The 25,822-nt window shown below is 62.1% G+C and carries 23 protein-coding genes; 20 read left to right on the plus strand and 3 right to left on the minus strand.

What is annotated here, in order from left to right; genetic code table 11:
* Window positions 1-180: 180 nt before the first annotated feature.
* The 3 genes from AC3Y64_RS10525 to gspG form a co-directional block, all read right to left on the minus strand.
* Window positions 181-720 carry a hypothetical protein gene (locus AC3Y64_RS10525; protein WP_489987371.1) on the minus strand — a complete coding sequence of 180 codons (540 nt, stop codon included), beginning with the start codon at window positions 718-720 and terminating at the stop codon, window positions 181-183.
* 74 nt (window positions 721-794) lie between these two features.
* Entirely contained in the window at window positions 795-1,982 is a 1,188-nt protein-coding gene (locus AC3Y64_RS10530) for a type II secretion system F family protein (protein ID WP_489987372.1), read from the minus strand.
* 14 nt (window positions 1,983-1,996) lie between these two features.
* Window positions 1,997-2,425, minus strand: a complete 429-nt coding sequence (gene gspG / locus AC3Y64_RS10535; protein WP_007913548.1) for a type II secretion system major pseudopilin GspG — start codon at window positions 2,423-2,425, stop codon at window positions 1,997-1,999.
* 206 nt (window positions 2,426-2,631) lie between these two features.
* Between gspG and AC3Y64_RS10540 the strand changes: the two genes are divergently transcribed.
* The 20 genes from AC3Y64_RS10540 to AC3Y64_RS10635 all read left to right on the plus strand — a co-directional run bounded on the left by AC3Y64_RS10540 (window position 2,632) and on the right by AC3Y64_RS10635 (window position 25,084).
* On the plus strand, window positions 2,632-3,240 hold the full coding sequence (locus AC3Y64_RS10540; protein WP_489987373.1) for a lytic transglycosylase domain-containing protein: 609 nt from the start codon (window positions 2,632-2,634) through the stop codon (window positions 3,238-3,240).
* Window positions 3,241-3,439: 199 nt separating this feature from the next.
* Window positions 3,440-9,274 (plus strand): manganese-oxidizing multicopper oxidase MnxG, encoded by a 5,835-nt coding sequence (mnxG, locus tag AC3Y64_RS10545; RefSeq protein WP_489987374.1) that lies wholly within the window; start codon window positions 3,440-3,442, stop codon window positions 9,272-9,274.
* A 428-nt stretch (window positions 9,275-9,702) separates the two neighbouring features.
* Window positions 9,703-11,625, plus strand: a complete 1,923-nt coding sequence (locus AC3Y64_RS10550; RefSeq protein WP_489987375.1) for a YncE family protein — start codon at window positions 9,703-9,705, stop codon at window positions 11,623-11,625.
* A gap of 14 nt (window positions 11,626-11,639) precedes the next feature.
* Window positions 11,640-12,290, plus strand: a complete 651-nt coding sequence (locus tag AC3Y64_RS10555; protein WP_489987376.1) for an SCO family protein — start codon at window positions 11,640-11,642, stop codon at window positions 12,288-12,290.
* Entirely contained in the window at window positions 12,287-12,907 is a 621-nt protein-coding gene (locus tag AC3Y64_RS10560) for an SCO family protein (RefSeq protein ID WP_489987377.1), read from the plus strand. The genes AC3Y64_RS10555 and AC3Y64_RS10560 overlap by 4 nt, the downstream gene beginning before the upstream one ends.
* 9 nt (window positions 12,908-12,916) lie before the next feature.
* Entirely contained in the window at window positions 12,917-14,467 is a 1,551-nt protein-coding gene (locus AC3Y64_RS10565; RefSeq protein WP_489987378.1) for an ABC transporter substrate-binding protein, read from the plus strand.
* 15 nt (window positions 14,468-14,482) lie between these two features.
* Window positions 14,483-15,244 (plus strand): peptidylprolyl isomerase, encoded by a 762-nt coding sequence (locus AC3Y64_RS10570; RefSeq protein WP_489987379.1) that lies wholly within the window; start codon window positions 14,483-14,485, stop codon window positions 15,242-15,244.
* 219 nt (window positions 15,245-15,463) lie between these two features.
* Window positions 15,464-15,994, plus strand: a complete 531-nt coding sequence (locus AC3Y64_RS10575) for a response regulator (RefSeq protein WP_158959448.1) — start codon at window positions 15,464-15,466, stop codon at window positions 15,992-15,994.
* Window positions 15,995-16,075: 81 nt separating this feature from the next.
* Window positions 16,076-17,782 (plus strand): GspE/PulE family protein, encoded by a 1,707-nt coding sequence (locus tag AC3Y64_RS10580; RefSeq protein ID WP_489987380.1) that lies wholly within the window; start codon window positions 16,076-16,078, stop codon window positions 17,780-17,782.
* Window positions 17,763-18,566, plus strand: coding sequence for a hypothetical protein (locus tag AC3Y64_RS10585; RefSeq protein ID WP_489987381.1), 804 nt, complete (start codon window positions 17,763-17,765; stop codon window positions 18,564-18,566). Before AC3Y64_RS10580 ends, AC3Y64_RS10585 begins: the two co-directional genes overlap by 20 nt.
* Before the next feature lies 1 nt (window position 18,567).
* Window positions 18,568-19,113, plus strand: coding sequence for a PilN domain-containing protein (locus tag AC3Y64_RS10590; protein ID WP_158959445.1), 546 nt, complete (start codon window positions 18,568-18,570; stop codon window positions 19,111-19,113).
* Window positions 19,100-19,648 (plus strand): GspMb/PilO family protein, encoded by a 549-nt coding sequence (locus AC3Y64_RS10595; RefSeq protein ID WP_463557598.1) that lies wholly within the window; start codon window positions 19,100-19,102, stop codon window positions 19,646-19,648. Before AC3Y64_RS10590 ends, AC3Y64_RS10595 begins: the two co-directional genes overlap by 14 nt.
* A complete protein-coding gene (locus tag AC3Y64_RS10600; RefSeq protein WP_463573464.1) occupies window positions 19,648-20,160 on the plus strand; it encodes a hypothetical protein in 513 nt (170 codons plus the stop codon). Before AC3Y64_RS10595 ends, AC3Y64_RS10600 begins: the two co-directional genes overlap by 1 nt.
* On the plus strand, window positions 20,157-22,007 hold the full coding sequence (locus AC3Y64_RS10605; protein WP_489987382.1) for a secretin N-terminal domain-containing protein: 1,851 nt from the start codon (window positions 20,157-20,159) through the stop codon (window positions 22,005-22,007). Before AC3Y64_RS10600 ends, AC3Y64_RS10605 begins: the two co-directional genes overlap by 4 nt.
* 2 nt (window positions 22,008-22,009) lie before the next feature.
* Window positions 22,010-22,483, plus strand: a complete 474-nt coding sequence (locus tag AC3Y64_RS10610; RefSeq protein ID WP_489987383.1) for a type II secretion system protein — start codon at window positions 22,010-22,012, stop codon at window positions 22,481-22,483.
* Between the two features lie 5 nt (window positions 22,484-22,488).
* Complete coding sequence (locus AC3Y64_RS10615) at window positions 22,489-22,863, plus strand: type II secretion system protein (protein WP_489987384.1); 375 nt, start codon at window positions 22,489-22,491, stop codon at window positions 22,861-22,863.
* A complete protein-coding gene (locus AC3Y64_RS10620) occupies window positions 22,838-23,377 on the plus strand; it encodes a type II secretion system protein (RefSeq protein ID WP_489987385.1) in 540 nt (179 codons plus the stop codon). Before AC3Y64_RS10615 ends, AC3Y64_RS10620 begins: the two co-directional genes overlap by 26 nt.
* The gene (csgE, locus tag AC3Y64_RS10625) at window positions 23,374-23,766 is read left to right on the plus strand and encodes a curli production assembly/transport protein CsgE (protein WP_489987386.1); all 393 of its coding nucleotides are present in this window, start codon (window positions 23,374-23,376) and stop codon (window positions 23,764-23,766) included. Before AC3Y64_RS10620 ends, csgE begins: the two co-directional genes overlap by 4 nt.
* Entirely contained in the window at window positions 23,763-24,194 is a 432-nt protein-coding gene (locus AC3Y64_RS10630) for a curli assembly protein CsgF (protein ID WP_064392641.1), read from the plus strand. Before csgE ends, AC3Y64_RS10630 begins: the two co-directional genes overlap by 4 nt.
* A gap of 29 nt (window positions 24,195-24,223) precedes the next feature.
* The gene (locus tag AC3Y64_RS10635) at window positions 24,224-25,084 is read left to right on the plus strand and encodes a CsgG/HfaB family protein (RefSeq protein WP_489987387.1); all 861 of its coding nucleotides are present in this window, start codon (window positions 24,224-24,226) and stop codon (window positions 25,082-25,084) included.
* The last annotated feature ends 738 nt before the right edge of the window (window positions 25,085-25,822 follow it).

Raw genomic sequence — 25,822 nt, forward strand, 5'->3', positions numbered from 1 at the left:
TTCGCGAGCAGGCTCACTCCTACAACTGATGGTGGTTGCCTGCGGAATCTGCGAACACCACAAAACCCTGTGGGAGCTGGCTTGCCAGCGATGGCGGTGTGTCAGGCAACACAGCTTGGCCTGATCAGCCCTCATCGCTGGCAAGCCAGCTCCCACAGGTTTTGTGGTGTTTTCTATAACTCAGTTGGCGCGTTTGTCATCGCCGGGTTCGCCGCCAATATGCACGCCGCGATCATCGCCGACTTCGCCGGCACGATGAACGCCGTGGTCATCGCCGACCTCGCCGGCACGATGAACGCCGTGGTCATCGCCGACTTCCCCTGCGCGATGCACGCCATGGTCATCCCCAGGTTCAGCATGGGTGCCATTGCGGCCGGAGGAGGCGGTGTTGCCTGAGTGGCCAGTGCCGTGGTCGCTGCCGCTGTGGCCACTGTTGCTGCCACCGCCACCGCCGCTGTTGCCTCCGCCGCCGTGACTACCACCGCCGCCGCTTCCGCCCCCACCATTTCCACCGCTGCCACCACCGTTGCCACCGTGACCGCCACTTCCTCCACCTCCGCCACCCCCACCGCCGCCTCCGCTACCACTGCCTCCACCACCGCTCCCACCATCCTTGGCATAAGCACTGGATACCCCGGACAAACTGTCTGGAACGAGTACCGTTGACGCCGACAGAACCGCGCCGATGGCCATTGCGAGCGCGAGCTTTTTAATGTGCATATCGTTCTCCGTCTTTGTGGTTTTGTTGGGAACGTTGATGAACGTTGTTGCTTGGGTCCGACCCGTTCCCGAGGTCAGTGAATACTCGAAGCCAGTTCGAAAATCGGGATGTACATCAGGATCACGATGACCCCGATCAGCAGGCCGATGAAGGTCATCAGCAGCGGCTCGAACAATTTCACGAACCACTCCAGCCAGCGGCTGATTTCTTCGTCGTAGAAGTCGGCGCTGCGTTCCATCATCTGCCCGAGATTGCCGGACTGTTCGCCGGCCCGGAGCAGTCGTAGCGACACCGGCGTCACCAAGTGATTGAGTTCCAGCGCGGTGGACAACGACTGCCCCTCGCGCACCCGCTCACAGGCCTGATCCAGGCGCACCCGCGAGGCCACGGTGAGCAAGCCGCGCACCATGCTCATGGCGGTCACCAGCGGAATCCCACCTTGCAGCAGAATCCCCAGCGAACGGTAAAACCTCGCCAGCTCATACATGAAAATCCGTTGATGCACGGCGGGCAATTTCTCCACCAGCCGATCCAGCCCCCGGCGAAACCCCGGCTGCTTTTGCAGCACGGCGAGGGCGATGACCAGCGCCGCCAGCGCGCCAAAGAATTCAGCCTGATGCGCATGCAGAAACATCCCGCTGTTCATCAACACCTGCGACAGCCACGGCAGGTTATCGCCCAAGCCTTCAAACACCAGGCTGAAGCGCGGCACCACATACCCCATCAAGAACAGCACCACGCCACCGCCAACGATCAGCAACAACATTGGATAGATCGATGCGCTGATGATCTTCTGGCGCACCTCGTCCATGCGCTGGCGATAGCTGACGTAGCGACCCAGCGCATCACCGACCGCGCCGGTCTTCTCACTGGACTGTACCAGCGCCACGTACAGCGGCGGGAACACCGCCGACAACTGGCCCAACGCCTGCGAGAACGATTTGCCCTCGTACAGCAGGCGCACCAGCTCGCTTAGGGTTTTGCGGGCAGCGGGGGCGGTTTCTTTTTCGGCGAGGCTTTCCAATGCATCGATCAACGGTAGGCCGGCGTTCAGCAATGTGGTGAGTTCCTGGCTGAATAACACCAGGTTGAAAGTCTCGCGCTGGCGCAGTTTCAACGAACGCCAATGCTTGTCGGCGTGCGAGCTGAGCACGCGCAAACCCTGATCCTCGGCGATGCGCCGCGCCTCGCTGTCACCCGGCGCTTCGACGCTCAAGGACACCACGCCAGCCTTGCCGACCGCTTTCAAATGAAATCGCATGGGCCGCGCTCCGCTCACTGCCAGTTAGTCACTTCGGCATTTTCGCCTTCGCCGCCGGGCTGGCCGTCCTTGCCCATCGACAGCAAGTCGTACTCGCTGTTTTCGCCGGGGTAGCGGTAGGCGTAATTACGTCCCCACGGATCCTGCGGCAGCTTTTTCTGCAAGTACGGGCCGGTCCATTTCGCCTCGTCGCTGGGTGCGGTGACCAAGGCCTGCAAGCCCTGTTCGGTGGACGGGTAATGGCCGACTTCCAGTCGATAGATGTCCAGCGCTTTGCTCAGCCCTTCGATCTGCGCCTTGGCGACTTTTACTTCGGAGCGACCGAGTTGAGCGAAGTATTTCGGCGCGACGATCCCGGCCAACAGACCGAGCACCACCAGCACCACCAGCAATTCGAGCAGGGTAAAACCGCGTTGGCCACGCGGACGAAATTGCAGCTTCATGATGACCTCCCGTGAGTGGCAGCCGTGTCGCCTGAAGGGCTTATGCAATTGCCATGCTCAGCCCCCGGTTAAAACCCGAACGTGCGCTGCACGCCTTGAAATACGGGCCTTTGAATAGTCGGCACAGTGCTTGCGTATGGCTCCAGCGTGATCGGCCATTGGGGCATTTCCCCCAATTTATCGGGGTCGATCCGGGGAGGCCCGACATGAAATTTCTCGCCAGCGGATTGCTCGGATGTGTGCTGCTCAGCGGCGCCGCGCAGGCCGATGTGTTCATCTCGGTGGACGCCAAGGGCAGCTACGTACTGTCCAACGTGCACCGGCCCGGACGCACCTACGAACGGGTGATCCACGAGGCTGAAGCCACGGTGGTCAGCCTCGATCAACAGCCGCAAATGATCGCCAATCAGCCCTACGCGGAACTGGTTTCGGCGGCGGCCAAAGTCAATCAGTTACCTGAAGCATTGCTGCACGCGGTGATCAACGCCGAGTCCCATTACAACCCCGGCGCAACCTCGCCCAAAGGCGCCGGCGGGCTCATGCAATTGATGCCCGATACCGCACGGGAGTTGGGGGTGACCGACGTCTACGACCCCAAGGCCAACATCCAGGGCGGAGCGAAATACCTCAAGCGCCTGATGACCCTGTTCGACAACGACATCGCCCTTGCCGTGGCGGCCTACAACGCCGGCCCCGACGCGGTACTTAGCCGTGGTCGGGTGATTCCGCCGTTCGCCGAAACCCAGCGTTACGTACCGAATGTGTTGCGCCAATACCGGCGCCTGCAAGGGTTGGCGATGGACGCGCCGTTGTGACCCCAACCCGGTTTCCCCACTTTCGGGGCAAACCGGATAGGCCCGAAAAGTGGGGAATAGGGGTGGGGAATATCCCCCGGTTTCTCAAATGGTCGCGCTAACTGATTGAACGGCAATGCAATTTTTTGTGGCACGCGGATTGCTCCTAGGCATTTGTCGAGAAGTGTTCCCAAGAGCACCCACTACGAGGTTACTGATCATGGTTGGCATTCATCACGCTCCGTCCCTTTTGAACTGGCTGCTGATTCTGGCCTCGATGCTTAGCGTCGAGCTGGCCAGCGCGGCCGTGCGTTGCGAGCGCAACCTGGTGGCCAACGTCGTCGCCTTCGATCAACCGCTGATGTTCAACCGCCTCGGTGCGCAGAACATCAACGGCATGATGTTCGCCTTGCGCCGCGATGTCGTTGATGAAAATGAGCAGTCGCTGGCTTACGGTGGCGCCGCGGTGCCGGGCAAAGTCTCGTTGCGCCCGGACAAGCGTCCTCGGCCATTAGTGTTGCGGGTGGCGGCGGGTGATTGCCTGACGATCAATCTGCAAAACCTGCTCGACTATCAGGCCAACCCGAACAAGCATTTTGAAAACGAGGGCGAAGAAGAGGGCGCGGAAAACGCCAACGGCGCCGAAGACTTCAAAGTCGATGAGCAAGTGGCTGATCGTCACGTCGGTTTCCAGGTCAACGGCCTGCAAGCGGTGAACAGCATCGATGATATTTCTTCGTTCACCGGGCGTAACGCCAACAGCCTGGTGCCACCTGGCGCGAGCCGTTCCTACACCCTGTACGCCGAGCGCGAAGGCGCGTTTGCCGTCAGCAGCCGTGGCGCAACGTTTGGCGGCGAGGGCGCGGCCGGCAACGTCGCCAATGGCTTGTTCGGCCAGGTTGTCGTCCTGCCCAAGGGCGGCCGCACCTATCGCAACACCCTCACTGAAGAAGAAATGCGCCTGGCCACGACTGGCCGCGCACCCACCGGCCAACCGATCGTTGATTACCAGGCGCGCTACCCACAGCGCGAACCGTGGCTGCGTGAAGGCAAGGCTGGCACGCCGATCATCGGCATGGTCGATGGCAATGAAATCATTTCCAGCGAAAGCGATGCGATTGTCATGGGCAGTAACGCCGACGGCAGCTTCCCACCCAGCACCTATCCGCTGGAGTCGATGGGCAAACGCAACCCGGCAATCCCCAACCGCCTCGAAGCGTTCCGCGATTTTGCTTCGCAATTTCAGGACGAAACTGCAGCTACCCAAGCGTTCCCTGCGTACTGGGCTGATCCGGTGATGGCCCATGTGCTGGAGCCGACCCGCGACTCGTTCATGATCAACTACGGCTCCGGCGGCATGGGCGCCGAAGTGGTCGCCAACCGCTTGGGCGTGGGGCCGATGCACGACTGCCTGTCATGCGCCTACGAAGAATTCTTCCTCAGTTCGCACACCGTCGGCGATGTGGCGATGCTGGTGGATGTGCCGGCCAACACCGGGCTTGAGAACATCGCCCCTGGCCAAATACCGCGCGCCGATCAGATCGGGGTGAAAGCCACCATGGCCCTGTATCCGTCGGAGCCGTCGAACGTCAACCACAGCTACATCGGTGACTTCGTCAAATTCCGCAACACCCACAATGGCCACGAGCAGCACATCTTCCACCTGCACGGCCATCAGTGGCTGTTCAACCCCAACGACGACAACTCCGATTACGTCGACGCCCAAGGCATTGGCCCGGGCGCCGGTTACACCTATGAAATCGCCAACGGCGGGTCGGGCAACCGCAACCGCGTGGCCGGCGATGCGATCTATCACTGCCATTTCTATCCGCACTTTGCCCAGGGCATGTGGGCCATGTGGCGGGTACATGATGTGTTCGAAGAAGGCACTCGACTCGATGTTTCGCAGCAGGGCGCCGACGGCTACCACAGTGAACCGTTTGCCTTGCGCAGCGGTAAACCGGCGGCCGGCGCACGCGCCTTGCCCGATGGCGAAATCGTTGCCGGTACACCAATTCCGGCCATCGTGCCGCTGCCCGGCAAAGCCATGGCGCCGATGCCCGGCAAAGTCGTGGTGGTGCCGAAAATCGGCGACACCCTGGTCGCCGGCAATGATGACGACGATGACGAAGAAGAGGGCGATGACGACGGTGAACACCATGGCGGCAACGCCGGTGGTCAAGCCATTGGCTCACTGGCGCTGGTCGATCGCAGTGAAGCCAATCGCAATGCCGACGGCAGCCTGAAAAATCCTGGCTATCCGTTCTGGATCGGCGGCATGGAAAGTTCGGTTGGGCAACGTCCGCCAACCCCGCCGCTGGACATGCTCGACGCCGCCACCGCGCAAGCGCTCAAGGCCAGTGGCAAAGCGCTATGGGCCAACCTCGACCCGGCGCAGTCCGGCGGTTGGAACGGCGGTTTGCAGCGGCACGCATTGGATGGCGTCGCGGCCGGTGGCGAAGCGCACACCGTGACCACTTCGCTCGACTTCTCCAAGGAAGTCACCCGCGCCAAACCGATTTACCTGCCGGAAGAAGGCACCGAAGTCGAACAAGCGGCGATGGCTTTCCATGCGAAAAAAGACCACCCAAGCTATGCCTTGCTGCCCGGCAATCAATTGGTGGCCAAGGCGTTCCGCACCAACGGTGCCTTGCCAATGGCCGGCGCGCCGTACTACGAACCGTGCATGGACGACCGGCAAAAGCGCCTGACCAGCAACGCCGGCAGCGGCGAGTTCGCCAGCGGTGAGCGCGTCGACGGCATGTCCTTTGTCGGTGCCTCGACTTTCACCGCCGACCGGCCACGGATCTACAAAGCCGCCAACATCCAGTTTGATGCGGTGTACAACAAAGTCGGCTATCACTTCCCGCAGGCGCGCATTCTGGCACTGTGGGAAGACGCCTGGCCGGTGATCACCAAGCAGCGTCCACCAGAGCCGCTGGTGATGCGCATGAACACCTTCGACTGCGTGCAATACCAGCAAACCAACCTGGTGCCGGCCACTTACGAGATGGACGACTATCAGGTGCGCACGCCGACCGACGTGATCGGCCAGCACATTCACCTGCCGAAGTGGGATCTGACTTCGGCGGACGGCTCATCCAACGGCTGGAACTACGAGGACGGCGTGCTCTCGCCCGGCGCCGTGCAGGAACGTGTGCATGCGATCCGCGAGTTCAACCAGTGCGAAGGCACTGACCCGCGCGACGGCACTCAGGCCTGCCCGAAAGCCAAGAACCATCCGTTCTTCGGCCAGTACGGTCGCGCCGATTGGGTCGGTGCGCGCACGGCGATGCAGCGCTGGTTCGTCGATCCGGTGGTCAACGCCAAAGGCGTCGATCGCGGCCTCGGTACCATCTTCACTCATGACCACTTAGGCCCATCGACGCACCAGCAGATTGGTCTGTACGCCACCGTTCTTGCAGAGCCGGCCGGTTCCACCTGGTTCCACGCCGAAACCGGCGAGCCTCTCTATAGCGGCGCGCGTCAGGACGGCGGGCCGACCTCGTGGCAAGCGGTGATCAACACCGGTGACCTCGACGGCGACGGCAAGAACGACAGCTTCCGCGAGTTCTTCCTCGAATACAGCGACTTCCAGCACGCCTATGAAGCCGGCGTCTATGTCGGTGCCGGTCCTAACGGTGTGCCGAATGCGCAAGCGTTCCCGGCGACTGCCGACAGCTTCCGCTACGCGATCAACCCGCCAGTGCGCAACAACGCCAGTAACCTGCTTGAAGGCGTGCTGGAAGTGCAGGGCGGTCAGGTGCCGGGCTGCCCGAGCCGGCCATGTCCGCAGGCGATCTCGGTGGATGATCCGGGCATGTTCGTCGTCAACTATCGCAACGAGCCGCTGGCCCTGCGCGTGTACGACCCGAACAAGGTCGGCCCGGACGGCAAGCGTGGCATGCAGGCTGACGGCCTCGGTGGCGATCTGTCGTTCGCCATGCAAAGCCGTACCGACCGGGCGATCCCGGCGATGAACCTGGCGCCAAATCTGCTCACCTCGGCGACCGGACCCACCGGCGGCACCACGCTGTTTCCGCCGCACATCAACAAGGGCGGCGCCGAACCCGGTGACCCGTTCACGCCGATGCTGCGCACCTATACCGGCGACAACGTGCGGCTGCGGGTGCATGCCGGCGGCCATGAGGAAGAGCACAACGTCACCCTGCACGGTGTGAAATGGCTGCAGAGCGGTTCCGGTTTCGGCAACAGCTCCAACTCCGGCTGGCGCGCCTCGCAGATGATCGGCATCTCCGAGCAGATGGGCTTCATTGCGCCGGTGTCGATGCTCTCCAGTTCGGCGGCGACCACGGGCGACTATCTGTACTCGATGGACGCTTCGATCGAAGGCTACTGGAGCGGTATCTGGGGCGTGATGCGCAACTACACTGCCAAACGCGCCGACCTGTTCGCCATCCCCAACAACCCGAATCCGGCGGGCATGCGCAACACCGTGGCGTTCGAGGGCAGTTGTCCACGGATCAGCGCCAACCCCAACGGCATCGGCACGCGGCCGACGGTACAGCGCAACTACGAGGTGGTCGCGGCGCTGGCCAACGACATTCTCGGCAATACGCTGGGCCTGACCATCGGCGATCCCGAAGGGCTCGGACAGCATGTCGGCGGGCCGCTGAATCCAGCGGGTGGCACCCTGGTGCTGAACTCGCGCACGGTGAGCATTCCACAAGTCACCGTGACCGATCCGGAGGATGGCGAAACCATCACCATTGGCGGGCAGAGTGGGCCGTTGCATGATCCGACCGCGATCCTCTATGTGCGCAAATCTGATCTGGATCCACTCAGCGGCAAGCTCAAACCCGGCATCCCGGTCGAACCGCTGGTGCTGCGTGCAGCGGCGGGGGATTGCATCAACATCACCCTGGAAAACCGTCTGCCGAGCGTGATGCCCGACCTGACGCAAACCGCGGTGATGCAAGGCATGGTCAAGCGTGATCGCAACAGCGGTCTGGGTTCGACCACCTTCAGCAACAACCTGATGCGGCCCTCCAGCCACGTCGGCCTGCACGCGCAATTGCTGGCGTATGACATCACCAAATCCGACGGCGCCAACGTCGGCGGCAACCCGATCCAGACCGTGCCACCGCGCGTTGGCAACAGCGGCGCGTACCCGACCCGTACCTATCAGTACTACGCCGGGCACCTGGAGCGTGAAGGCAAACCGGTGACGCAACTGGGCCGTAGCGTCGACAACATCAATGCCACGGCGGTCGAGTTCGGCGGTTTGAACATCACCCCGGCGGACGTGATCAAGCAGCCGCAAAAAGGCCTTGGCGGGGCGATGAGTATTCTGCCGATCGGTGCGACTTGGGTTGATGATGCGCGCAAGGTCAACGCCACGGTGACGGCGCCAGGGCAAACCAGCTACCGCGATTTTGCGATGGTCTGGCACAAGGCGTTGAACACCCGTTGGGCCAATGGCCGGCCGGTGGAAGGGATTGCAGCTGAAGGCTTCGGCGTGCCGACCGATCCGCAGGACAACTCGAGCATGGCGATCAACTACAAGACCGAACCGCTGTGGTATCGCTTCGGCCTCGCCCCGGACGCACCGTTTGGTCATGCCGATGGCGCGGGTTATGGCGACATGACCAATGCGCACATGGCTTACAGCAATGCGCTGGTGGGTGGCGATCCGCAGACGCCGGTGCTTTACGCCAAACCGGGGCAGCCGTTCCGTACGCATATTTTGATGCCGAGCGGTGGCAGTCGCGGCACCACGTTCCAGCTCGATGGGCATGTCTGGTCGGTGAATCCGTTCCTGGCCGAGAAGAGCGACACCGGTGGTTATCCGATGGGCTCGCCGGGCGTGGGCTCGGTGCGCTTCGGCTACAACCCGATGTCGATGTACATCGGCGCCCACGAAAGCGTCCTGCCGGCCGCGCACTTCAGCTTCATGATCCCGAGCGCCGGCGGCAGCAACGCGATCCCGGGGGATTACCTGTTCCGCGACTACGCCGCCTACGGCAACACCTCCGGGTTATGGGGACTGCTGCGGGTAACCAACGAACCGGAACCGGCGCCGCCAAGCCAGTAGGCACAAACGCAAGACCTGTAAATGCAAAACCCTGTGGGAGCTGGCTTGCCAGCGATGACGGCGGCACAGGCGCCATTGATGTGACGGAAAGGACGCCATCGCTGGCAAGCCAGCTCCCACAGGGTCTGCGGTGGGCAGTGAGGGAGTGGGATGTATGCAAATCCCTTGTGGGAGCGAGCTTGCTCGCGAATGGGGGCAACTCGGTTTTTAAGGGTGAGGTTGAAGACGCCATCGCTGGCAAGCCAGCTCCCACAGGGTCTGCGGTGGGCAGTGAGGGAGTGGGATGTATGCAAATCCCTTGTGGGAGCGAGCTTGCTCGCGAATGGGGGCAACTCGGTTTTTAAGGGTGAGGTTGAAGACGCCTTCGCGAGCAAGCCAGCTCCCACAGGGACCGCGTCGTTTGGACTGAATGTGTAGGGGAGTGCTAGATGAACAGGATCATCAACATCATTGGTATTTGCACGCTGGCCATGGCCGGGGCGGTGCTGACGCTGAGTGAGATTGCACTGGCGCAAACCGTTGCCGAGCAGTCGCTGAAGCGTGACGGTGTGGCGGTGGATTTCAACCTCAAGCCACTGGCCGCCGACGGCAAGCTGCGCGAAGGCGAGTTCGCCGATGTGCAGTTCCGCATCAGCGACAGTGCTTCCGGCCAGCCGCTGTCCGGCGTGGCGCCGGGGGCCTGGGTCGATCCGCAAACCCTCGCCGCCGATCAGGCTCAGGGCCGCGACCAGAGCTGCAAAGCCCGGGTCGGCGTGTTCCTCAAATCCAACATCGGCGCGCGACCGTTGCTCGACCTTAACAGCTATTTCCTGCTGGTGATGAACCGCGACGCGAGCATCGCCGTGGTCGATCCATCGGTCTCGGTCGGCGGTATCACCAGCACCCTCGCGCGCATCGAACTCAAGCAACCGCCGATGGACTGGGTCACGCCCAAAGACAACAAACGCGTGTTCGTCTCGATGCCGACTGCCGGTGAAATCGCGGTGATCGACAGCGAACAATTCAAAGTCATCGACTCGATCAGCGCCGGCAGCCAACCGTTTCGCGTCGCCCTGCAGCCGGACGAACGCCTGCTCTGGGTCGGCAACAACGCCAGCAAACCTGCAGACTCCGGTGTCACGGTGATCGACAGCCAAAGCCTCAAGCCCCTCAAACATTTGCAGACCGGGCGCGGCCACCACGAAATAAGCTTCAGCAAGGACAGCCGTTTCGCCTTCGTCAGCAACCGCGACGACGGCACGTTAAGCGTGGTCGACATCGCCAGCCTGACCATCGTCGAGCAAATCAAAACCGGCTCCCACCCGTTGTCAGTCGCCTATTCGGCGCTGTCCGGCGCGGTTTACGTGGCCGATGGCAAGGACGGCACCGTGACGGTCATCGACGCCAGCACCCATGCCATCCGCCAGGTGCTCAAACTGCAACAAGGCCTCGGCCCGATGGGCTTCAGCGCCGATGGCCGCTTCGGCGTGGTGCTCAACACCGTGGAAAACCGCGCCACGGTCATCGATGCCGCCACCAACAGCGCCATTCATGATCTGGACGTCAGCGCCGAACCCTACCAAGTGGTGTTCACCCAGGCTTACGCCTACATTCGCGGACTCGCCTCGCCGAAAGTCACCATGATCAACCTGTCGTCCCTCGGCGAAGGTCGCCAGCCGATCAGCCAGGGCTTCGAAGCCGGCCCGCAAGCGCCGCGTCTGGCCGGTGATTTGCCGCTGGCCTCAAGCCTGGCGGTTTCGCGCGACGACAACGCGGTGTTCGTGGTCAACCCGGTCGACAACACCACCTATTTCTACGCCGAAGGCATGAACGCGCCGATGTCCGGTTACCCCAACCGTGGCCAGATCGCCCGTGCGGCCATGGTCATCGACCGCAGCCTGCGCGAAGTCTCGCCTGGGCTGTACAGCGCGCGGGTGAAACTGCCGGCGGCGGGGCGCTTCGACGTGGCGTTCCTGCTCAATCAACCGAACATCATTCACTGCTTCACCGCGCAGATTGATCCTGACGGCAAACCGCAAAAACACCTCGGCCAGCCGCAAGTCGAGTTCCTCCTCGACAAGACTGCCGTCGCGCTCAATGACCCCTACGTCGTGCGTTTCCGCATCGTTCAGGGCAAAGACAAAACCCAGCGCAGCGGGGTTAAAGACGTGCAATTGCGCTACTACCTCGCGCCCACTTCGCACCCCCGCCAAGTGGCGGCGCTGGAAGTCGCCGACGGCGTATACGAAGCACCGATCACCCTCGACCGCAGCGGCGCCTGGTATTTGCACGTGCGCGCCGCCTCGCTGGGTGCCGGTTTCGATGACAAGACCTTTGCCAGTGTTCGGGTGACCCCCGGTCAGGCCCGTTGAAGAGGAGTTTCGACATGAACCGATTTGCATCCAGTGGCCTGCTGACCCTGTGCCTGTTGAGCCTCGGCATTCAACACGCCAACGCTCATTCAGCGGATGAACACGCCGGGCACAAAGCCCCGGCCAGCAGCACGCAAGAGCACACGCAAGTGAAGTTTGCCAACGTGCCGCTGCTCGACCAGACCGGTAAAACCGTGCGCCTTGAACAAGACCTGGTGCAGGGCAAAATCGTCGTCATGAGCTTTATCTACACCAGTTGCACCACGGTGTGCCCGGTGGTTTCGTCGATCATGGGCAAGGTGCAGAAACAGCTCGGCGCGCGCGTCGGCAAGGAAGTGCAACTGGTCTCGATCAGCATCGACCCGCAGCGCGACGACCCGAAACGCCTGCAGGATTACGCGCGTACGTTCCAGCGTGGGCCGGGCTGGAGCTGGCTGACCGGTTCACCGCAATCGATCACTGAAACCCTCAAAGGCCTCGGCAGCTTCAGCGGCGACTTCAAGAATCACCAGCCACTGATCCTCGTCGGCGACGGCAACAGCCGCCACTGGATGCGCTACTACGGCTTCACAGACCCGGCGTTGCTGGCCAAGGAAGTCGAGAAACTCAGCGGCCTGCGCACCCACGCCAAGCACACCGCCATCGCCATGGAGCAACAGCCATGAGACTGCTCGACTGGATCTCCCTGACCGCGTGTTTCTGGATTTTCAGCAGCGTGGCCCTGGCCCACGAAGGCCATGCGCCTGAGGCACCAGCGACGGTTTCCGCCGCGCCGGCCACAGGCACCCACGACGCGAGAACCTGGTTCACCGACACGCCGTTGCAGGACCAGAACGGCGAGACCCTGCGCTTCTACAGCGATGCCCTGCAAAACCGCATCGTTCTGCTCAACGTGATCTTCACCAGTTGCAACGATGCCTGTCCGCTGATCACCCAGAAGCTCAAGGAAGTCCGCGAGCTGCTGGGCGACAAGGCGCCAGACATCACCTTCATTTCCCTTACCAGTGACCCGCTGCGCGATACGCCGGCGGTGCTCAAGGCTTACACCTTGAAGCAGGGTTCCGATGACCCTCATTGGCTTTTTCTCACCGGCGACAAGGCACAGATGGACCTGGTGCTGAGCCGTATCGGCCAGATCGTGCCGACCCCCGAGCAGCACTCCACGCAGTTGATCGTCGGCGATGTCGCCAACAAACGCTGGAGCAAAATCCGCCCCGATGCCCCGGCCGCCGCCATTGCCCAGCGCTTGCAGTTGCTGACAATGCCCGTGGCCGGTCGCTGAGCCCGCGCCATGAAACGCTGCCGCGTCCTCGCCCTGTTCCTGCTCGCTGGCCTCAGCCTTGGCGCGAGCGCTGCGCCACTGACCCCGGAAGAGGCGGCGGGCAAGCGCCTGTACCGCCAAGGTCTGTCGGCCAGTGGCGAAGCGATCATGGCGCGGGTCGGCGCGGCGGGTGTGTTGCTGCCGGCGACCAGCCTGCCGTGCGCCAATTGCCATGGCGCCGATGGCCTCGGGCGCCCCGAAGGCGGGGTGCGTCCGCCGCCGCTGAACTGGGCGCGACTGACCAGCACTTACGGCCAGCAACAGGTCAACGGTCGCAGCTATCCGGCGTACACCGAGAGCAGTCTGGCCACCGTTATCGAGCAGGGCCGCGACCCCGGCCACAATCGCCTCGACCCGAGCATGCCGCGCTTTGTGCTGTCGATGAAGGATCAGCGCAACCTCACCGCGTACCTCAAACGCCTGGCCGATGAACGCGACCCCGGCCTCGATGCCGAGACCTTGCACCTCGGCACGCTGCTGCCCAGCCAAGGCCCGTTGGCGGAGGAGGGCTTGACCATTGCGGCGGTGCTCAACGGCAGCGTGGCGCGGATCAATCAGGCTGGCGGCATTCATGGCCGGCAACTGCGCTTGACGGTGGTTGACCCAGGCCCGGATCGCAGCAGTGCCGAACAAGCCTTGCAACAGTTGATCGATCAGGAACAGGTTTTTGCGTTGATCGCACCGCTGGCGCCGGCCCTCGACGGCGAACTGGCGAACCGCTTGGAGCAGTCCGGCGTACCGCTGATTGGCGCCTTGTCGTCGCTCGGATCAATGCAGGCCAGTCCGCAGATTTTCGAGCCGTTGCCGGGCTTGCGCGAGCAACTGATCGCGCTGGCCGATTACGCCACCGCCAGCCTGCGCGTGCTGCAAGGGCCGACGCTGATTGCCTATCCCGATGATCCGTTGCAGGCGCAAGCGGCCACTACCCTCAGCCAATATCTGCAGGATCACGGCTGGCAGAACGTCCATCTGCAAGCCTATGACCCCACAGCGGAGGCTTTGCCACTGGGTTCGCGCTCGGTGTTTTATCTAGGCAATGGCGGTGGTTTTGGTCGCTTGGCCACACGCCTGCAAGGCGCCGGGCAGGTGCCGTATCTGTTCGCCGCCTCAAGTCAGGTGGCCGGTGAATTGCTGCAAGTGCCGGAAGGCTTTTCCCGGCGGGTCTTCCTCGCCTATCCGTTTGTGCCCAGCGATTGGACCCAGGCCGGGCGCATGGCCCTGACGCTGCTGCGCGAACACCAAGGCCTCGGCGCCCAACATGCGGTGCTGCAAGTCGGCGCCTATGCCTCGATGCTGCTGCTCAGCGAGGGCATGAAACAGGCTGGCCGCGATGCCAGCCGCGAGAAACTGGTGGCGGCGCTGGAAGGCCTGCACGATTTCGACACCGGCCTGACCCCGCGCCTGAGTTTCGGCCCCGGTCGACGCCTGGGCTTAAGTGGCGCCCATGTGGTCACCGTGGATTTGCCCGATCAGCGCTTCTATCTGGTCGCCCCTTATAAACCGATTGTTGCCAGCCCCTGAACGGAGGGCCCGATCATGAAACTCAGAATGCTGATCTTGCTGCTGACCTGTTGGCTGCCACTGACGTGGGCCAACAACGAACCGGCCGTGGCGCGGGTCAATGGCGAGGAAATCTCCGGGTTTCGCTTTGAGCGTTTCTTCGTCGAATACCTTGAAGATCAGGGCCGCGCGGTGGCGAGCATTCGCAATCCCAAGGCGTACAAACAGCTGCGCCAAGCGGCGCTGCAAACGCTGATCGACAAGGAACTGCTGTGGCAGGAGTCGCAAAAACGCGGGGTGCAGATCGACGAGCAAGCGGTGCTTGCGCAAGTCGAGCAGACCCGCAGCGCCATCGGCGGCACGGACAAGTTTCTCCGTCGTTTGCAGGACGCCGGTTTCGACGAGGCGTCTTTCAGCGAATACACCCGCCGCGAACTGGCGGCGCAGCAGACGTTCGCCGCGTTGATTCGGGCCAATACCCTGCAACCCCGGCACCTGCTGGTCCGCGTGCCGTTGCAGGCTGACGCGGCCAAAAATGCGGCAGCGCGTCTACGCTTGATGCAGATGCGCGCCTCGATCATCAGCGGGGCGACATTCGCCAGCCAACCGGTGCGTTCACCGTTCGGCTGGCATGTGATTTATTTGCAGAACCACTTGGAGGCAGCCGATGTCCCAGATTTGCAGGGGCTGGACACAGTCAGGGCAGAGCTCGCCCGACAGCAACAGACCCAGGCTCGTCGCCAAGTGCTCGCGCAATTACGGGTGCAGAACAGGATCGAACGAATTGACGACGACTGAAGGTTCCCCCCCAATAGTGGGGAATGGCTTCGATGCCCATTCAGGTGCTTCCCCGTTTCTGGGGAACGGGGTACCGGGACGAGCGGGCATTGTCATTAATTTCAAGGACATGAAGACTTAAAATTACCGGCACTCAGCCTGGCATGAAGTGTGCGTTACCCCTGGTAAGGCGCACTCTAAGGGCGGGGTCATCGGACCTGCTGTTTCAAGGAGTCGACCTTGGTTAACAAAGTACTGGTTGTCGAAGACGAGCAGCTGCTTGCACAAAACCTTCAGGATTATCTGTCGGCGCAAGGGCTGGACGTCCGGATTGCACATGACGGAGCGACGGGTATCGGTTTGGCCGAAACGTTTGCCCCCGACGTGCTGGTGTTCGATTACCGCTTGCCCGATATGGAAGGCTTTGAGGTGCTCGACGCGGTCCGCCAGAACAGGACGTGCCATTTTGTGCTGATAACGGGTCACCCGACCGCTGAAGTCTGTGAGCGGGCGCGGCAACTGGAAGTCAGCCACATCCTGTTCAAACCGTTTCCATTGGCGGAACTGGCCCGAGCTGTCTGCGACCTTCTTGGCATCAAGCGCGAAGCGAAACCCGGTGCGAGCCCTTCAGAAGGCTTTGTCGAACGACGCCAGAGCAGGACCGAGAGCTTCCCGTTGCAGTTGTACGATGGCAGTTGGGTGTTGGCGGATCGGCGACGGCAGTCGCAATCCATGGCGCCGGACGACGATCAAATGCTCACCGGGGAGTAATGGCGCGATCAGACGTTCCGGCTTTTGCCGCCAAGGTTTGCCGCGCCGACAGGGCTCTAAGCCCCGGTTGGAGAGCAAGCCATGGAACGTCTGTCCGTTGTCGTCGAACCGCTGCCGGCCGAAAGCGCCCCCGAGCGCTTTTCCAGTGAGCAGCTTGCCCAGGCCCGGGCGCGGGCCGCCACCTCCGGCGAACGCGTACTTGAAGCCCTCGGCGTACTCTGTGAACTGGCGCCGATGCCGTTCATTCAGACCCTTGGCGCCACCCTGCATTACCCGGTGCTCGACACCGACAGCCTGTTTCAAGCGACGCCGGTGTTCGACCGCGTCACCCTCGCACAATGCCTGAAACGTGAATTCATTCTGCTGCGCCACAACGACGAAGTCATTGGCGTGTTCGCCGACCCCTTCGACCCGGCGCGGCTGGCCTGGATCGACGATTGCCTGCACGGCGCGCCGCTGCATCTGGTCCACGCCGATGACCTCAAGGCCTATCTGGCCCGCCACGAAGAAAGCTTCCACGCCGTTGAATCGCTGAACGCCCAGGGCGACACCCACAGCGAAATCGACACCCTGCAAAGCCTGTCGCTGACCAGCATCAGCGAAGACGCCAGCAGCGTGGTGAAACTGGTCAACTCGACCCTTTACGACGCGCTGAAAATGCACGCCAGCGACATCCACCTCGGCACCACCGGCAGCGGTCTGGTGATCAAGTACCGGATCGACGGCGTACTCAACAACATCAGCAAAGTCCAGGGTGCCGAGTTTTCCGAGCAGGTGATCTCGCGGGTCAAGGTCATGGCTGAACTGGACATCGGCGAGAAACGCGTCCCCCAGGACGGTCGCTTCAAGATCGGCATCAGCGGCCGCCAGATCGACTTCCGCGTATCGATCATGCCGAGCATCTTCGGCGAAGACGCGGTGCTGCGGGTGCTCGACAAACAGGATCTGGCCGACAAGGTTTGCGGTGTGCAATTGCAGGCGTTGGGCTTTGAAGACGAAACTCTGCGCCAGTTGCGCCGCCTCGCTGCCGAACCCTACGGCATGGTCCTTGTGACCGGCCCGACCGGCAGCGGCAAGACCACCACGCTGTACGCGATGATCACCGAGATCAACCACGGCGTGGACAAGATCATCACCATCGAAGACCCGGTCGAATATCAATTGCCGGGGGTGCTGCAGATCCCGGTCAACGAGAAAAAAGGCCTGACCTTCGCCCGAGGCTTGCGCTCGATCCTGCGCCACGACCCGGACAAGATCATGGTCGGCGAAATCCGCGACCCGGACACCGCACAGATCGCCGTGCAATCGGCGCTCACCGGTCACCTGGTGTTCACCACCATCCATGCCAACAACGTTTTCGACGTGATTGGCCGCTTCACCCAAATGGAAATCGACCCCTACAGCCTGGTCTCGGCGCTCAACGCGATTCTCGCCCAGCGTCTGATTCGCTTGGTCTGCGCCAGCTGCAGCGCGCCGGTCAATCCGAGCGATGAAGAGCTGCGCGCCTCGGGCCTCGATCCGCAGAAAGTCGACCACTACCACTTCGTCCACGGCAAGGGCTGCGGCCACTGCCGGGGCAGCGGTTATCGCGGGCGCACGGCGATTGCCGAGCTGCTGCACCTGGACGACGAACTGCGCCAGATGATCGTCGAGCGCCAACCGATCACCCAAATCAAAGCCCTGGCCTGCGCCCGTGGTTTGCGCCTGCTGCGCGAATCGGCGCTGGAGCTGGTGGAACAAGGTCGCACCACGCTGGAGGAGATCAACCGTGTCACATTTATCTCGTGAGCGTTTTGTCGCCGTGCTCGGCGCCAGCGGTGTTGGCCTCGGTCAGCGGCGTGGCAGCGACACCCTGTGGCTGGGCAGCGTCGGTTACATCGACGAAGGCTTCCAAAGCTACGCGGTGGCGCTGGACACCCTCGACCGCCTGCTCGGTGAGCACGCCCGGGCCGGTGCCGAATTGAGCGTGGTCATCTCCGGGCATTTCAGCCGCTTCTGCCTGGTGCCGTGGAGCGCGCAGATCAGCAGCCCTGAAGAACTGCGCGGCTTTGCCCAACTGTGTTTTGAAGACCTGTTCGGCGCGCCGACTCAAGCCTGGAGCCTGGTGCTGTCCGCCGAACCGGCCGGTTACGACCGCATCGCCAGCGCTTTGCCGCAGGATTTGCTCGAACGCCTGCGTGTGCTCGTCAGCGGTCGTGGTTTGCGTCTGCGCTCGGTGCAGCCGTACCTGATGGCCGCGTTCAACCGCTTCGACAAAAGTCTGGATGCCGGCGACTTCCTGTTCGTTGTCGCCGAGCCGCAACGCAGCGTGTTGTTGCTGGCGAGGGAAGGGCGTTGGGCCGGTGTGCGCTCGGTGGGCGGCAGCGACAGCGATGCGGCGCTCAGTGCGTTGATCGGTCGCGAACGGCAGCTGCAGGCCTCGACCAGCGAACGCGCCTTCAACGTTTATCTGCATGCGCCGGCGCGCCTTGATGCGCATCCGGACGTGGCGGGGGTGCAACTGCGCACCCTTGAAGACGCCTCGATGACCGTGCGTGACGGCTTGTACGTCATGTCCCGGGCGGTGGCCTGACATGCGCGCGCTCAATCTCGACTTTCAGCCACGCCCTCGTTCCGGCCCATTGGGTTGGAGCCTGCTCGGCGCCGGCGTACTGCTGGCGCTGCTGTGCTTCGGCGTGCAACAGCACCTCGACGCGCACACCGAACAGCAACAAGGCCACCTGCAAACCACCCAGCGTCAGCTCACCGGCGACAGCGGTGCCAAGTCCACCCTGAGCCCGGCGGAAACCCGCGAGCAAGCGGCGAACCTCGCCGAGATGCGCAAGGTCTCGCAGCAATTGCGCCGGCCGTGGGAACGCCTGTTCGCCATGCTCGAAGCGATGCCGCGTGATGACGTCGCGCTGCTGACCCTGACCCCGGATGCGCGCAAAGGCCAGGTGCGGATCAGCGCCGAAGCGCGGGATCTGCAAGCGATGCTCGATTTCCACAAACGTCTGGAAGCCAGCGACGAGCTGTCCGACGTGTCGCTGCTGAGCCACGAAATCGTCGTCAAATCGCCGGAACAACCGGTGCAATTCAATCTGTCGGCGACTTGGGAGATGGGCGATGCGAATCCCTAGACTGATCGTCCACGAATACCTGCAAGGCCTCGGCGTTCCGGGCCTGGCCGGGCTGGCGCTGCTGCTGGTCACTGCGGCTTGGGCACTCGGCGGCTTGCTGCCGGGCTGGCAATCGTTGCAGCACTTGAGCCAGCAGACTCAGCAAGCCACCGAGTACCTGGCCAAGGTTGAAGACGGCAGCATCGCGCCGCCGGTGGTGCCGCAGCGTCAGCTCGACGACTTCCGCAACAAACTGCCGGCGCAACCGCAAGCCACCGTCGCCATCGACCGCATCTACGCCCTCGCAGCGCAGGAGCACATCACCCTGGCGCGTGGCGAATATGCCCTCGGTGTCGACCCGAAAACCCATCTGGCCCGCTATCAGATTCTGTTGCCCGTACGCGGCAGTTATCCGCAACTGCGCCGTTTCGTACACGCCTTGCTCGGTCAGTTGCCGGCGGTGGTGGTGGAAGACCTCGAATTGCAACGCAAGAAGATTGGCGACACCGACCTCAATGGCCGGATCCGTATGACCCTTTTCCTGTCGAGGTCGTGATGAATACCAAGCGCGTGACAGGCTGGGTAGCGTTCTTCGGCGTGGCGGCCGCGCTGGCGTGGTTGCCGGGGTATTTCTCGCCGAGCGAAGACGCCGATTCGAACGAGGTCGCCGTCGCCACACCGGGGAAAACCCGTGGCGCGCTGCCGGCCAGCACCGCCAAGGCCAAGGATGCGCCGATCAAAGACTTGAGCCCGGCCGGCGACCTGTTCGCGGCCAAGAGCTGGAAGGCCGCGCCGACCCTGGCCACGGTCACCGAACAAGCGATCAACCCGGCCACAGTGGTGCAAGCCCCGAGCCTGCCACCGGTGCCGTTTCAGTTCGTCGGCAGGCTGCATGACCGCAGCGATCTGCAAGTGTTTTTGCAGAACGGCGAAAAGATCTACGTCGTGCGCAACGGGGATGTGATCGACGACACCTGGAAGATCACCGGCATTTCCGATGTGGAATTGAGCCTGGTCTACCTGCCTTTGCATTTGTCGCAGACCCTGTCTGTGGGGAGTACGCAATGAACCGTTCCCGTTTGCTGATGAGCCTGGGCCTGTGTGCCGGGCTGGCCGCGTGCAGTTCCGCACAAGTGGCCAACAAGGAAGCCGCCGACCTGATTGAACAGGGTCAGTACGAGGCGGGGCTGGCGCGGATCGAGGAAGGACTGCGCGAAAACCCACGGGACACCGAACTGCACCTGCTGCTCAACAGCGGTCGGGCCAAGGCAATCACCGCGCTGCTGACTTCCGGTGATACCGATCGCTCGCGCCGCGATTTCGCTTCGGCGCGTGTCGCCTACAACCGTGCGTTGACCATCGAGCCAAACAACCGCCGCGCTCAGGATGCCCTGCGCCAACTCGACTACCTGCGCAGCATGGACGAGAAACTCGAGCTGGCCCGTGGCGACTTGCGCCGGGGCGACATCTACGGCGCTGATCGGCAAGTCAAACAGATCCTCGAACTCGACCCGAACAACGAGGGCGCGCTGGAGCTGCAAGGCAACATTCGTCTGGTGCAGAGCCGCAACGTCATTCCTTATCCGCAACTGCGCACCAAGCTTGATCGCCCGGTGACTCTGGAATTTCGCGACGCCAATCTGAAAACCATTTTCGAAGTGCTGTCGCAGGTCGCCGGACTCAATTTCATCTTCGACAAAGACCTGCGCCCGGACATGAAAGCGACGATCTTCGTGCGTGACGTACGCATCGAAGACGCCGTAACCCTGCTGCTGCAACAGAACCAATTGCACCAGAAAGTGGTGAACGAAAACACCTTGCTGATCTACCCGGATTCACCGCAGAAAGTGAAGGATTACCAGGAGCTGGTGATGCGCACTTTCTACCTGACCAGCATCGACGCCAACACCGCGCTGAACATGGTGAAAACCATGCTCAAGACCCGCGACGTATTCGTCGACGAGCGCCTCAACACCCTGACCATGCGCGACACCGAAGACGCCGTGCGCATGGCCGAAAAACTTCTGCAGTCGCAAGACCAGTCCAACCCGGAAGTGGTGCTTGAAGTCGAAGTCATGGAAGTCGCCACCCAGCGCATCCTCGACCTTGGCCTGCAATGGCCGAACACCTTCGGCGTGGTCAACAGCGACGGTTCGGCGGTGACCATTCTCGATCAGCTGAAAGGCATCAACTCCGGGCGGATTTCGATTTCGCCATCGCCGCAAGCCAAGATCAACGCTCAGGACAACGACATCAACACCCTCGCCAGCCCGGTGATTCGTGTGAGCAACCGCGAACAGGCGCGCATCCACATCGGTCAGCGGGTGCCGATCATCAGCGCCACATCGGTGCCGTCAACTCAAGGCCCGGTGATCACTGAAAGCGTCACGTACCTGGACGTCGGTCTGAAACTTGAAGTGCAACCGACCGTGCACCTGAACAACGAAGTGGCGATCAAGATCGCCCTGGAAGTGAGTAACGCCACGCCGCTGGAACCGACCCGTCAGGGCACGATCCCGGTGCAGGTCGACACCCGCAACGCGCAAACCTCGTTGCGCCTGCACGACGGCGAAACGCAGATCCTCGCCGGCCTGATGCGCAACGACCACGGCGCCACCGGCAACAAGATTCCGGGCCTTGGCGATATTCCCGGGATTGGCCGACTGTTCGGCAGCAACAAGGACACCGTGGGCAAATCCGAGCTGGTGCTGTCGATCACCCCACGGATCGTGCGCAACCTGCCGTACCAGAGCCCGTCGGACATGGAGTTCTCCACCGGCACCGAAACCAGCATGCACATCCAGGCGCCAGATCGCTCGATGCAGACCTACACCATGCCGTCGCCGTCCGCACAGCCTCGTGGTGTCGGTGAATCGGCCGTGGCCACCACCCGCGTCAGTGTCGAGAAGCCTTGATCATGAACGCCTCCCAACGCGGTTTCACCCTGATCGAAGTGGTGGTGACGCTGGCCCTGATCGGCCTGTTGGCGAGCATGGCTGCGCCGCTGACGGAGACCCTGGTGCGGCGTGGCAAGGAGCAGGAATTGCGCAGCGCGCTGTATCAGATTCGCGACGCCATCGACGCCTACAAACGGGCGTTCGATGCCGGTTACATCGAGAAGTCGCTGAACAGCAGCGGCTACCCGCCGAACCTGAAAGTGCTGGTCGAAGGCGTGCGCGACGTGCGCAGTGCCAAGGGTGCCAAGTTCTACTTTTTACGCCGCATCCCGCGCGATCCGCTGGTGCCGGTCAAACGTGATGACGAAGGGGGTTGGGGCGTGCGCGCCTACAACAGTTCGGCTCAAAACCCGCGCGATGGCGAAGACATCTTTGATGTCTACTCCCACGCCCGGGGCAAGGGCCTCAACGGCATCGCCTACCGCGAGTGGTGAACCTCATGCGCCGGGAAAAAGGTTTTACCTTGCTGGAGCTGATGGTGGTGATGGCGATCATCGCCACGCTGATGACCATCGCGCTGCCGCGCTACTTCAACAGCCTCGACGCGTCGAAGGAAACCACCTTGCGCCAGAGCCTGTCGGCCATGCGCGAGGCGCTGGATCACTTCTACGGTGACACCGGGCGCTATCCGGATTCCATCGAGCAACTGATCGAACAACGTTACCTGCGCAATGCGCCCATTGATCCGATCACCGAACGCAAAGACCAGTGGGTGCTGATCGCGCCACCGGACGGTGTCGCGGGCGGCGTGGCCGATATCAAAAGCGGTGCTACCGGGAGGGCGCGTGATGGCAGCCAGTATTCCGAGTGGTAACCGCGCGCAGCAGGGTGGCTTCACTTACCTGGGCGTGCTGTTCCTGATTGCGGTGATGGGCATGGGCCTGGCCAGCGCCGGCGAGTTGTGGTCGACCGCCTCGCGCCGCGACCGTGAGCGCCAATTGCTCTGGGTCGGCACCCAGTATGCCCAGGCGCTGCGCAGCTATTACCGCAGCTCGCCGGGGCTGGCGCAGTACCCGAAAGAGTTGGCAGACCTGCTTGAAGATCAGCGCTTTCCCGAGGCGAAACATCATCTGCGTCAGCTCTATCCGGACCCGATCGGTCAGGGCGAATGGGCACTGCAACGCGGTTTCGACGGGCGCATCACTGGCCTCAACAGCCCCTCGACCGAGCTGCCATTGAAGCAGGCGGACTTCCCGACGCAGTGGTCGGATTTCGACGGCATGCAGCGTTATTCGGACTGGCAGTTCGTTGCCGAAAAAGCCTTCCTCGACGGCACCAATGGTCCAGCGAAAAACCAGTCGAATTTGCCGCAGGCGTTGCAGCCATGACTCGCCAATGGTGGTGCGCGCTGGTGCTCACCGTGGCGTCGTGCTGCGCCCATGGCGGTGAAGAAGACGAAATGATGGGCTTCATCGTCGACGACACGATCTCGCACATCGGCCACGACTTTTACTACTCGTTCAGTGAACGCCTGCGCGACACCAGCCCGATGGATTTCAACCTGGTGGTGCGCGAGCGACCCGACGCGCGCTGGGGCAGCCTGGTGACCGTGGAATATCAGCAACGCCTGGTTTATCGGCGCTTCCTGCCGCCGAACACCGTGGAACTGAAGGACGAGGCCTACGCGGCCGCCGACTGGGTTCGACGCCAGGTTGTCCAGCGCAAGCTGGAAGCTCTGTTGCAGGACACCACCGACCTTGAGAAGGACGAACTATGAACAGCACAACGTTCTCACGGCGCAGCGGATTCTGGATCTCGGGGTTGTTGATCGGGCTCGCCAGCGCTGCCGCTGTCCAGGCCACTGAACTGGTCTACACGCCGGTCAACCCGTCGTTCGGCGGCAACCCATTGAACGGCACCTGGTTGCTCAACAACGCCCAGGCACAAAACGATCACGACGACCCGGACATCCAGAGCCGTTCGGCAGTGGCCGGGACGTCGGCACTGGAGCGCTTCACCAGTCAATTGCAATCGCGGCTGCTAGGGCAGTTGCTGGACAACATCTCCACCGGCAACACGGGGAGCCTGTCCACCGACTCTTTTATCGTCAACGTCATCGACGACTCCGGGGCACTGAGCATTGAAGTGACCGATCGAGCGAGCGGTGAGGTTTCGGAAATTCAGGTGAACGGCCTCAACCCATGACGGGCTGACAGTTCCGGGGAGTGATGGACATGAAAAAAATAATCGCGCTAGGGCTGATGTTGGCGACATTACAAGGGTGCAGTCTGCGGGAGCCGATGTCGGCCGAGCAGGACACCGAAACCCCGACCCTGACTCCAAGGGCTTCGACTTATTACGACTTGCTGAAGATGCCTCGACCCAAGGGCCGGTTGATGGCGGTGGTGTACGGCTTCCGTGACCAGACCGGGCAGTACAAACCGACGCCGGCGAGTTCGTTTTCCACCAGCGTGACCCAGGGCGCGGCCTCGATGTTGATGGACGCGATGCAGGCCAGTGGCTGGTTTGTCGTGCTGGAGCGGGAAGGGCTGCAGAACCTGTTGACCGAGCGCAAGATCATTCGCGCCTCGCAGAAGAAGCCGAACACGCCGGTGAATATCCAGGGCGAGCTGCCACCGTTGCAGGCGGCGAACATGATGCTCGAGGGTGGGATCATCGCGTATGACACGAATGTGCGTAGCGGTGGGGAAGGGGCGCGGTATTTGGGGATTGATCTGCAGCGTGAATATCGGGTGGATCAGGTGACGGTGAATTTGCGTGCGGTGGATGTGCGCAGTGGGCAGGTGTTGGCGAATGTGATGACCAGCAAAACGATTTATTCGGTGGCGCGCAGTGCCGGGATTTTCAAGTTTATCGAGTTCAAGAAGTTGCTTGAGGCTGAGGTGGGGTACACGACGAATGAGCCGGCGCAGCTTTGTGTGTTGTCGGCGATTGAGGCGGCGGTGGGGCATATGGTGGCGCAGGGGATTGAGCGGCATTTGTGGCAGGTGGCGGGGGACGCTTCTACGCCTGGGCAGGATGATGTTCTGAACAGGTATTTGACCCAGAACAAGATTGATCCTGAGGCGGAGTGAGGTTTTTGCTGTTGAGCTTGGCGGCCTGACAGCCGACCAGGCTCTGGCTGATGTACTCAGTTCCACTGTGGGAGCTAGCCCTGCTGGCGATGGCTTATTGTCAGGCGATGGGGTTCTTTTTGACTGAGTACATATCCGTTTCTGCGGCAACGGCGGCTTAGGGTTTCGCCCTTACGGCGACTCACTTTTTTTACAAACGCCTAAAAAAAGTAAGCAAAAAAATGCTTGCTCCTACGTACGGCCCGCTCGCTAAAGCTCGGGGTTCCTTCGCTCCGGGATCGATCCGGGCGCAGCGCCTACGGTTTGCTTCGCTGCACCTCCTCTCGCTGTATTTGGCTGCGCCAAACGGTCGCTGCGCTCCCACGCCCGGATCAATCCCTCCACTCAGCCTTCCGACGTCGCCCGTGGATCAAGATCAAGAGCAGGCGAGCTGACACTCGGCCTATTGAGTGGTGAAGAGCACGGCGTGCTTGGCTTGCTCGCGAAGGCGGCCTGACAGCCGACCAATCTCATGCTGACAGCACGCGATTCAATTGTAGGAGTGAGCCTGCTCGCGATAGCTATCTCTCAGGCACAGTTGCCATTGCGGATGTACCCAAATCCTTGTGGGAGCTGGCTTGCCAGCGATGGCGGCCTGACAGCCGACCAATCTCTGGCAGATGTACTCAGCTCAAACTGTGGGAGCTAGCCCTGCTGGCGATAGCTATCTATTGGGCACTGAAGATATTGCGAATGTAC

The organism is Pseudomonas sp. 4CAES_32.4 (genome assembly GCF_058136335.1).

What these genes read in the sequence shown, in the direction of transcription:
- AC3Y64_RS10525 (WP_489987371.1), bottom strand. Translation starts at nt 720, where the DNA reads ATGCACATTAAAAAGCTCGCGCTCGCAATGGCCATCGGCGCGGTTCTG.
- AC3Y64_RS10530 (WP_489987372.1), bottom strand. Translation starts at nt 1,982, where the DNA reads ATGCGATTTCATTTGAAAGCGGTCGGCAAGGCTGGCGTGGTGTCCTTG.
- gspG (WP_007913548.1), bottom strand. Translation starts at nt 2,425, where the DNA reads ATGAAGCTGCAATTTCGTCCGCGTGGCCAACGCGGTTTTACCCTGCTC.
- AC3Y64_RS10540 (WP_489987373.1), top strand. Translation starts at nt 2,632, where the DNA reads ATGAAATTTCTCGCCAGCGGATTGCTCGGATGTGTGCTGCTCAGCGGC.
- mnxG (WP_489987374.1), top strand. Translation starts at nt 3,440, where the DNA reads ATGGTTGGCATTCATCACGCTCCGTCCCTTTTGAACTGGCTGCTGATT.
- AC3Y64_RS10550 (WP_489987375.1), top strand. Translation starts at nt 9,703, where the DNA reads ATGAACAGGATCATCAACATCATTGGTATTTGCACGCTGGCCATGGCC.
- AC3Y64_RS10555 (WP_489987376.1), top strand. Translation starts at nt 11,640, where the DNA reads ATGAACCGATTTGCATCCAGTGGCCTGCTGACCCTGTGCCTGTTGAGC.
- AC3Y64_RS10560 (WP_489987377.1), top strand. Translation starts at nt 12,287, where the DNA reads ATGAGACTGCTCGACTGGATCTCCCTGACCGCGTGTTTCTGGATTTTC.
- AC3Y64_RS10565 (WP_489987378.1), top strand. Translation starts at nt 12,917, where the DNA reads ATGAAACGCTGCCGCGTCCTCGCCCTGTTCCTGCTCGCTGGCCTCAGC.
- AC3Y64_RS10570 (WP_489987379.1), top strand. Translation starts at nt 14,483, where the DNA reads ATGAAACTCAGAATGCTGATCTTGCTGCTGACCTGTTGGCTGCCACTG.
- AC3Y64_RS10580 (WP_489987380.1), top strand. Translation starts at nt 16,076, where the DNA reads ATGGAACGTCTGTCCGTTGTCGTCGAACCGCTGCCGGCCGAAAGCGCC.
- AC3Y64_RS10590 (WP_158959445.1), top strand. Translation starts at nt 18,568, where the DNA reads ATGCGCGCGCTCAATCTCGACTTTCAGCCACGCCCTCGTTCCGGCCCA.
- AC3Y64_RS10595 (WP_463557598.1), top strand. Translation starts at nt 19,100, where the DNA reads ATGCGAATCCCTAGACTGATCGTCCACGAATACCTGCAAGGCCTCGGC.
- AC3Y64_RS10600 (WP_463573464.1), top strand. Translation starts at nt 19,648, where the DNA reads ATGAATACCAAGCGCGTGACAGGCTGGGTAGCGTTCTTCGGCGTGGCG.
- AC3Y64_RS10605 (WP_489987382.1), top strand. Translation starts at nt 20,157, where the DNA reads ATGAACCGTTCCCGTTTGCTGATGAGCCTGGGCCTGTGTGCCGGGCTG.
- AC3Y64_RS10610 (WP_489987383.1), top strand. Translation starts at nt 22,010, where the DNA reads ATGAACGCCTCCCAACGCGGTTTCACCCTGATCGAAGTGGTGGTGACG.
- AC3Y64_RS10615 (WP_489987384.1), top strand. Translation starts at nt 22,489, where the DNA reads ATGCGCCGGGAAAAAGGTTTTACCTTGCTGGAGCTGATGGTGGTGATG.
- AC3Y64_RS10620 (WP_489987385.1), top strand. Translation starts at nt 22,838, where the DNA reads ATGGCAGCCAGTATTCCGAGTGGTAACCGCGCGCAGCAGGGTGGCTTC.
- csgE (WP_489987386.1), top strand. Translation starts at nt 23,374, where the DNA reads ATGACTCGCCAATGGTGGTGCGCGCTGGTGCTCACCGTGGCGTCGTGC.
- AC3Y64_RS10630 (WP_064392641.1), top strand. Translation starts at nt 23,763, where the DNA reads ATGAACAGCACAACGTTCTCACGGCGCAGCGGATTCTGGATCTCGGGG.
- AC3Y64_RS10635 (WP_489987387.1), top strand. Translation starts at nt 24,224, where the DNA reads ATGAAAAAAATAATCGCGCTAGGGCTGATGTTGGCGACATTACAAGGG.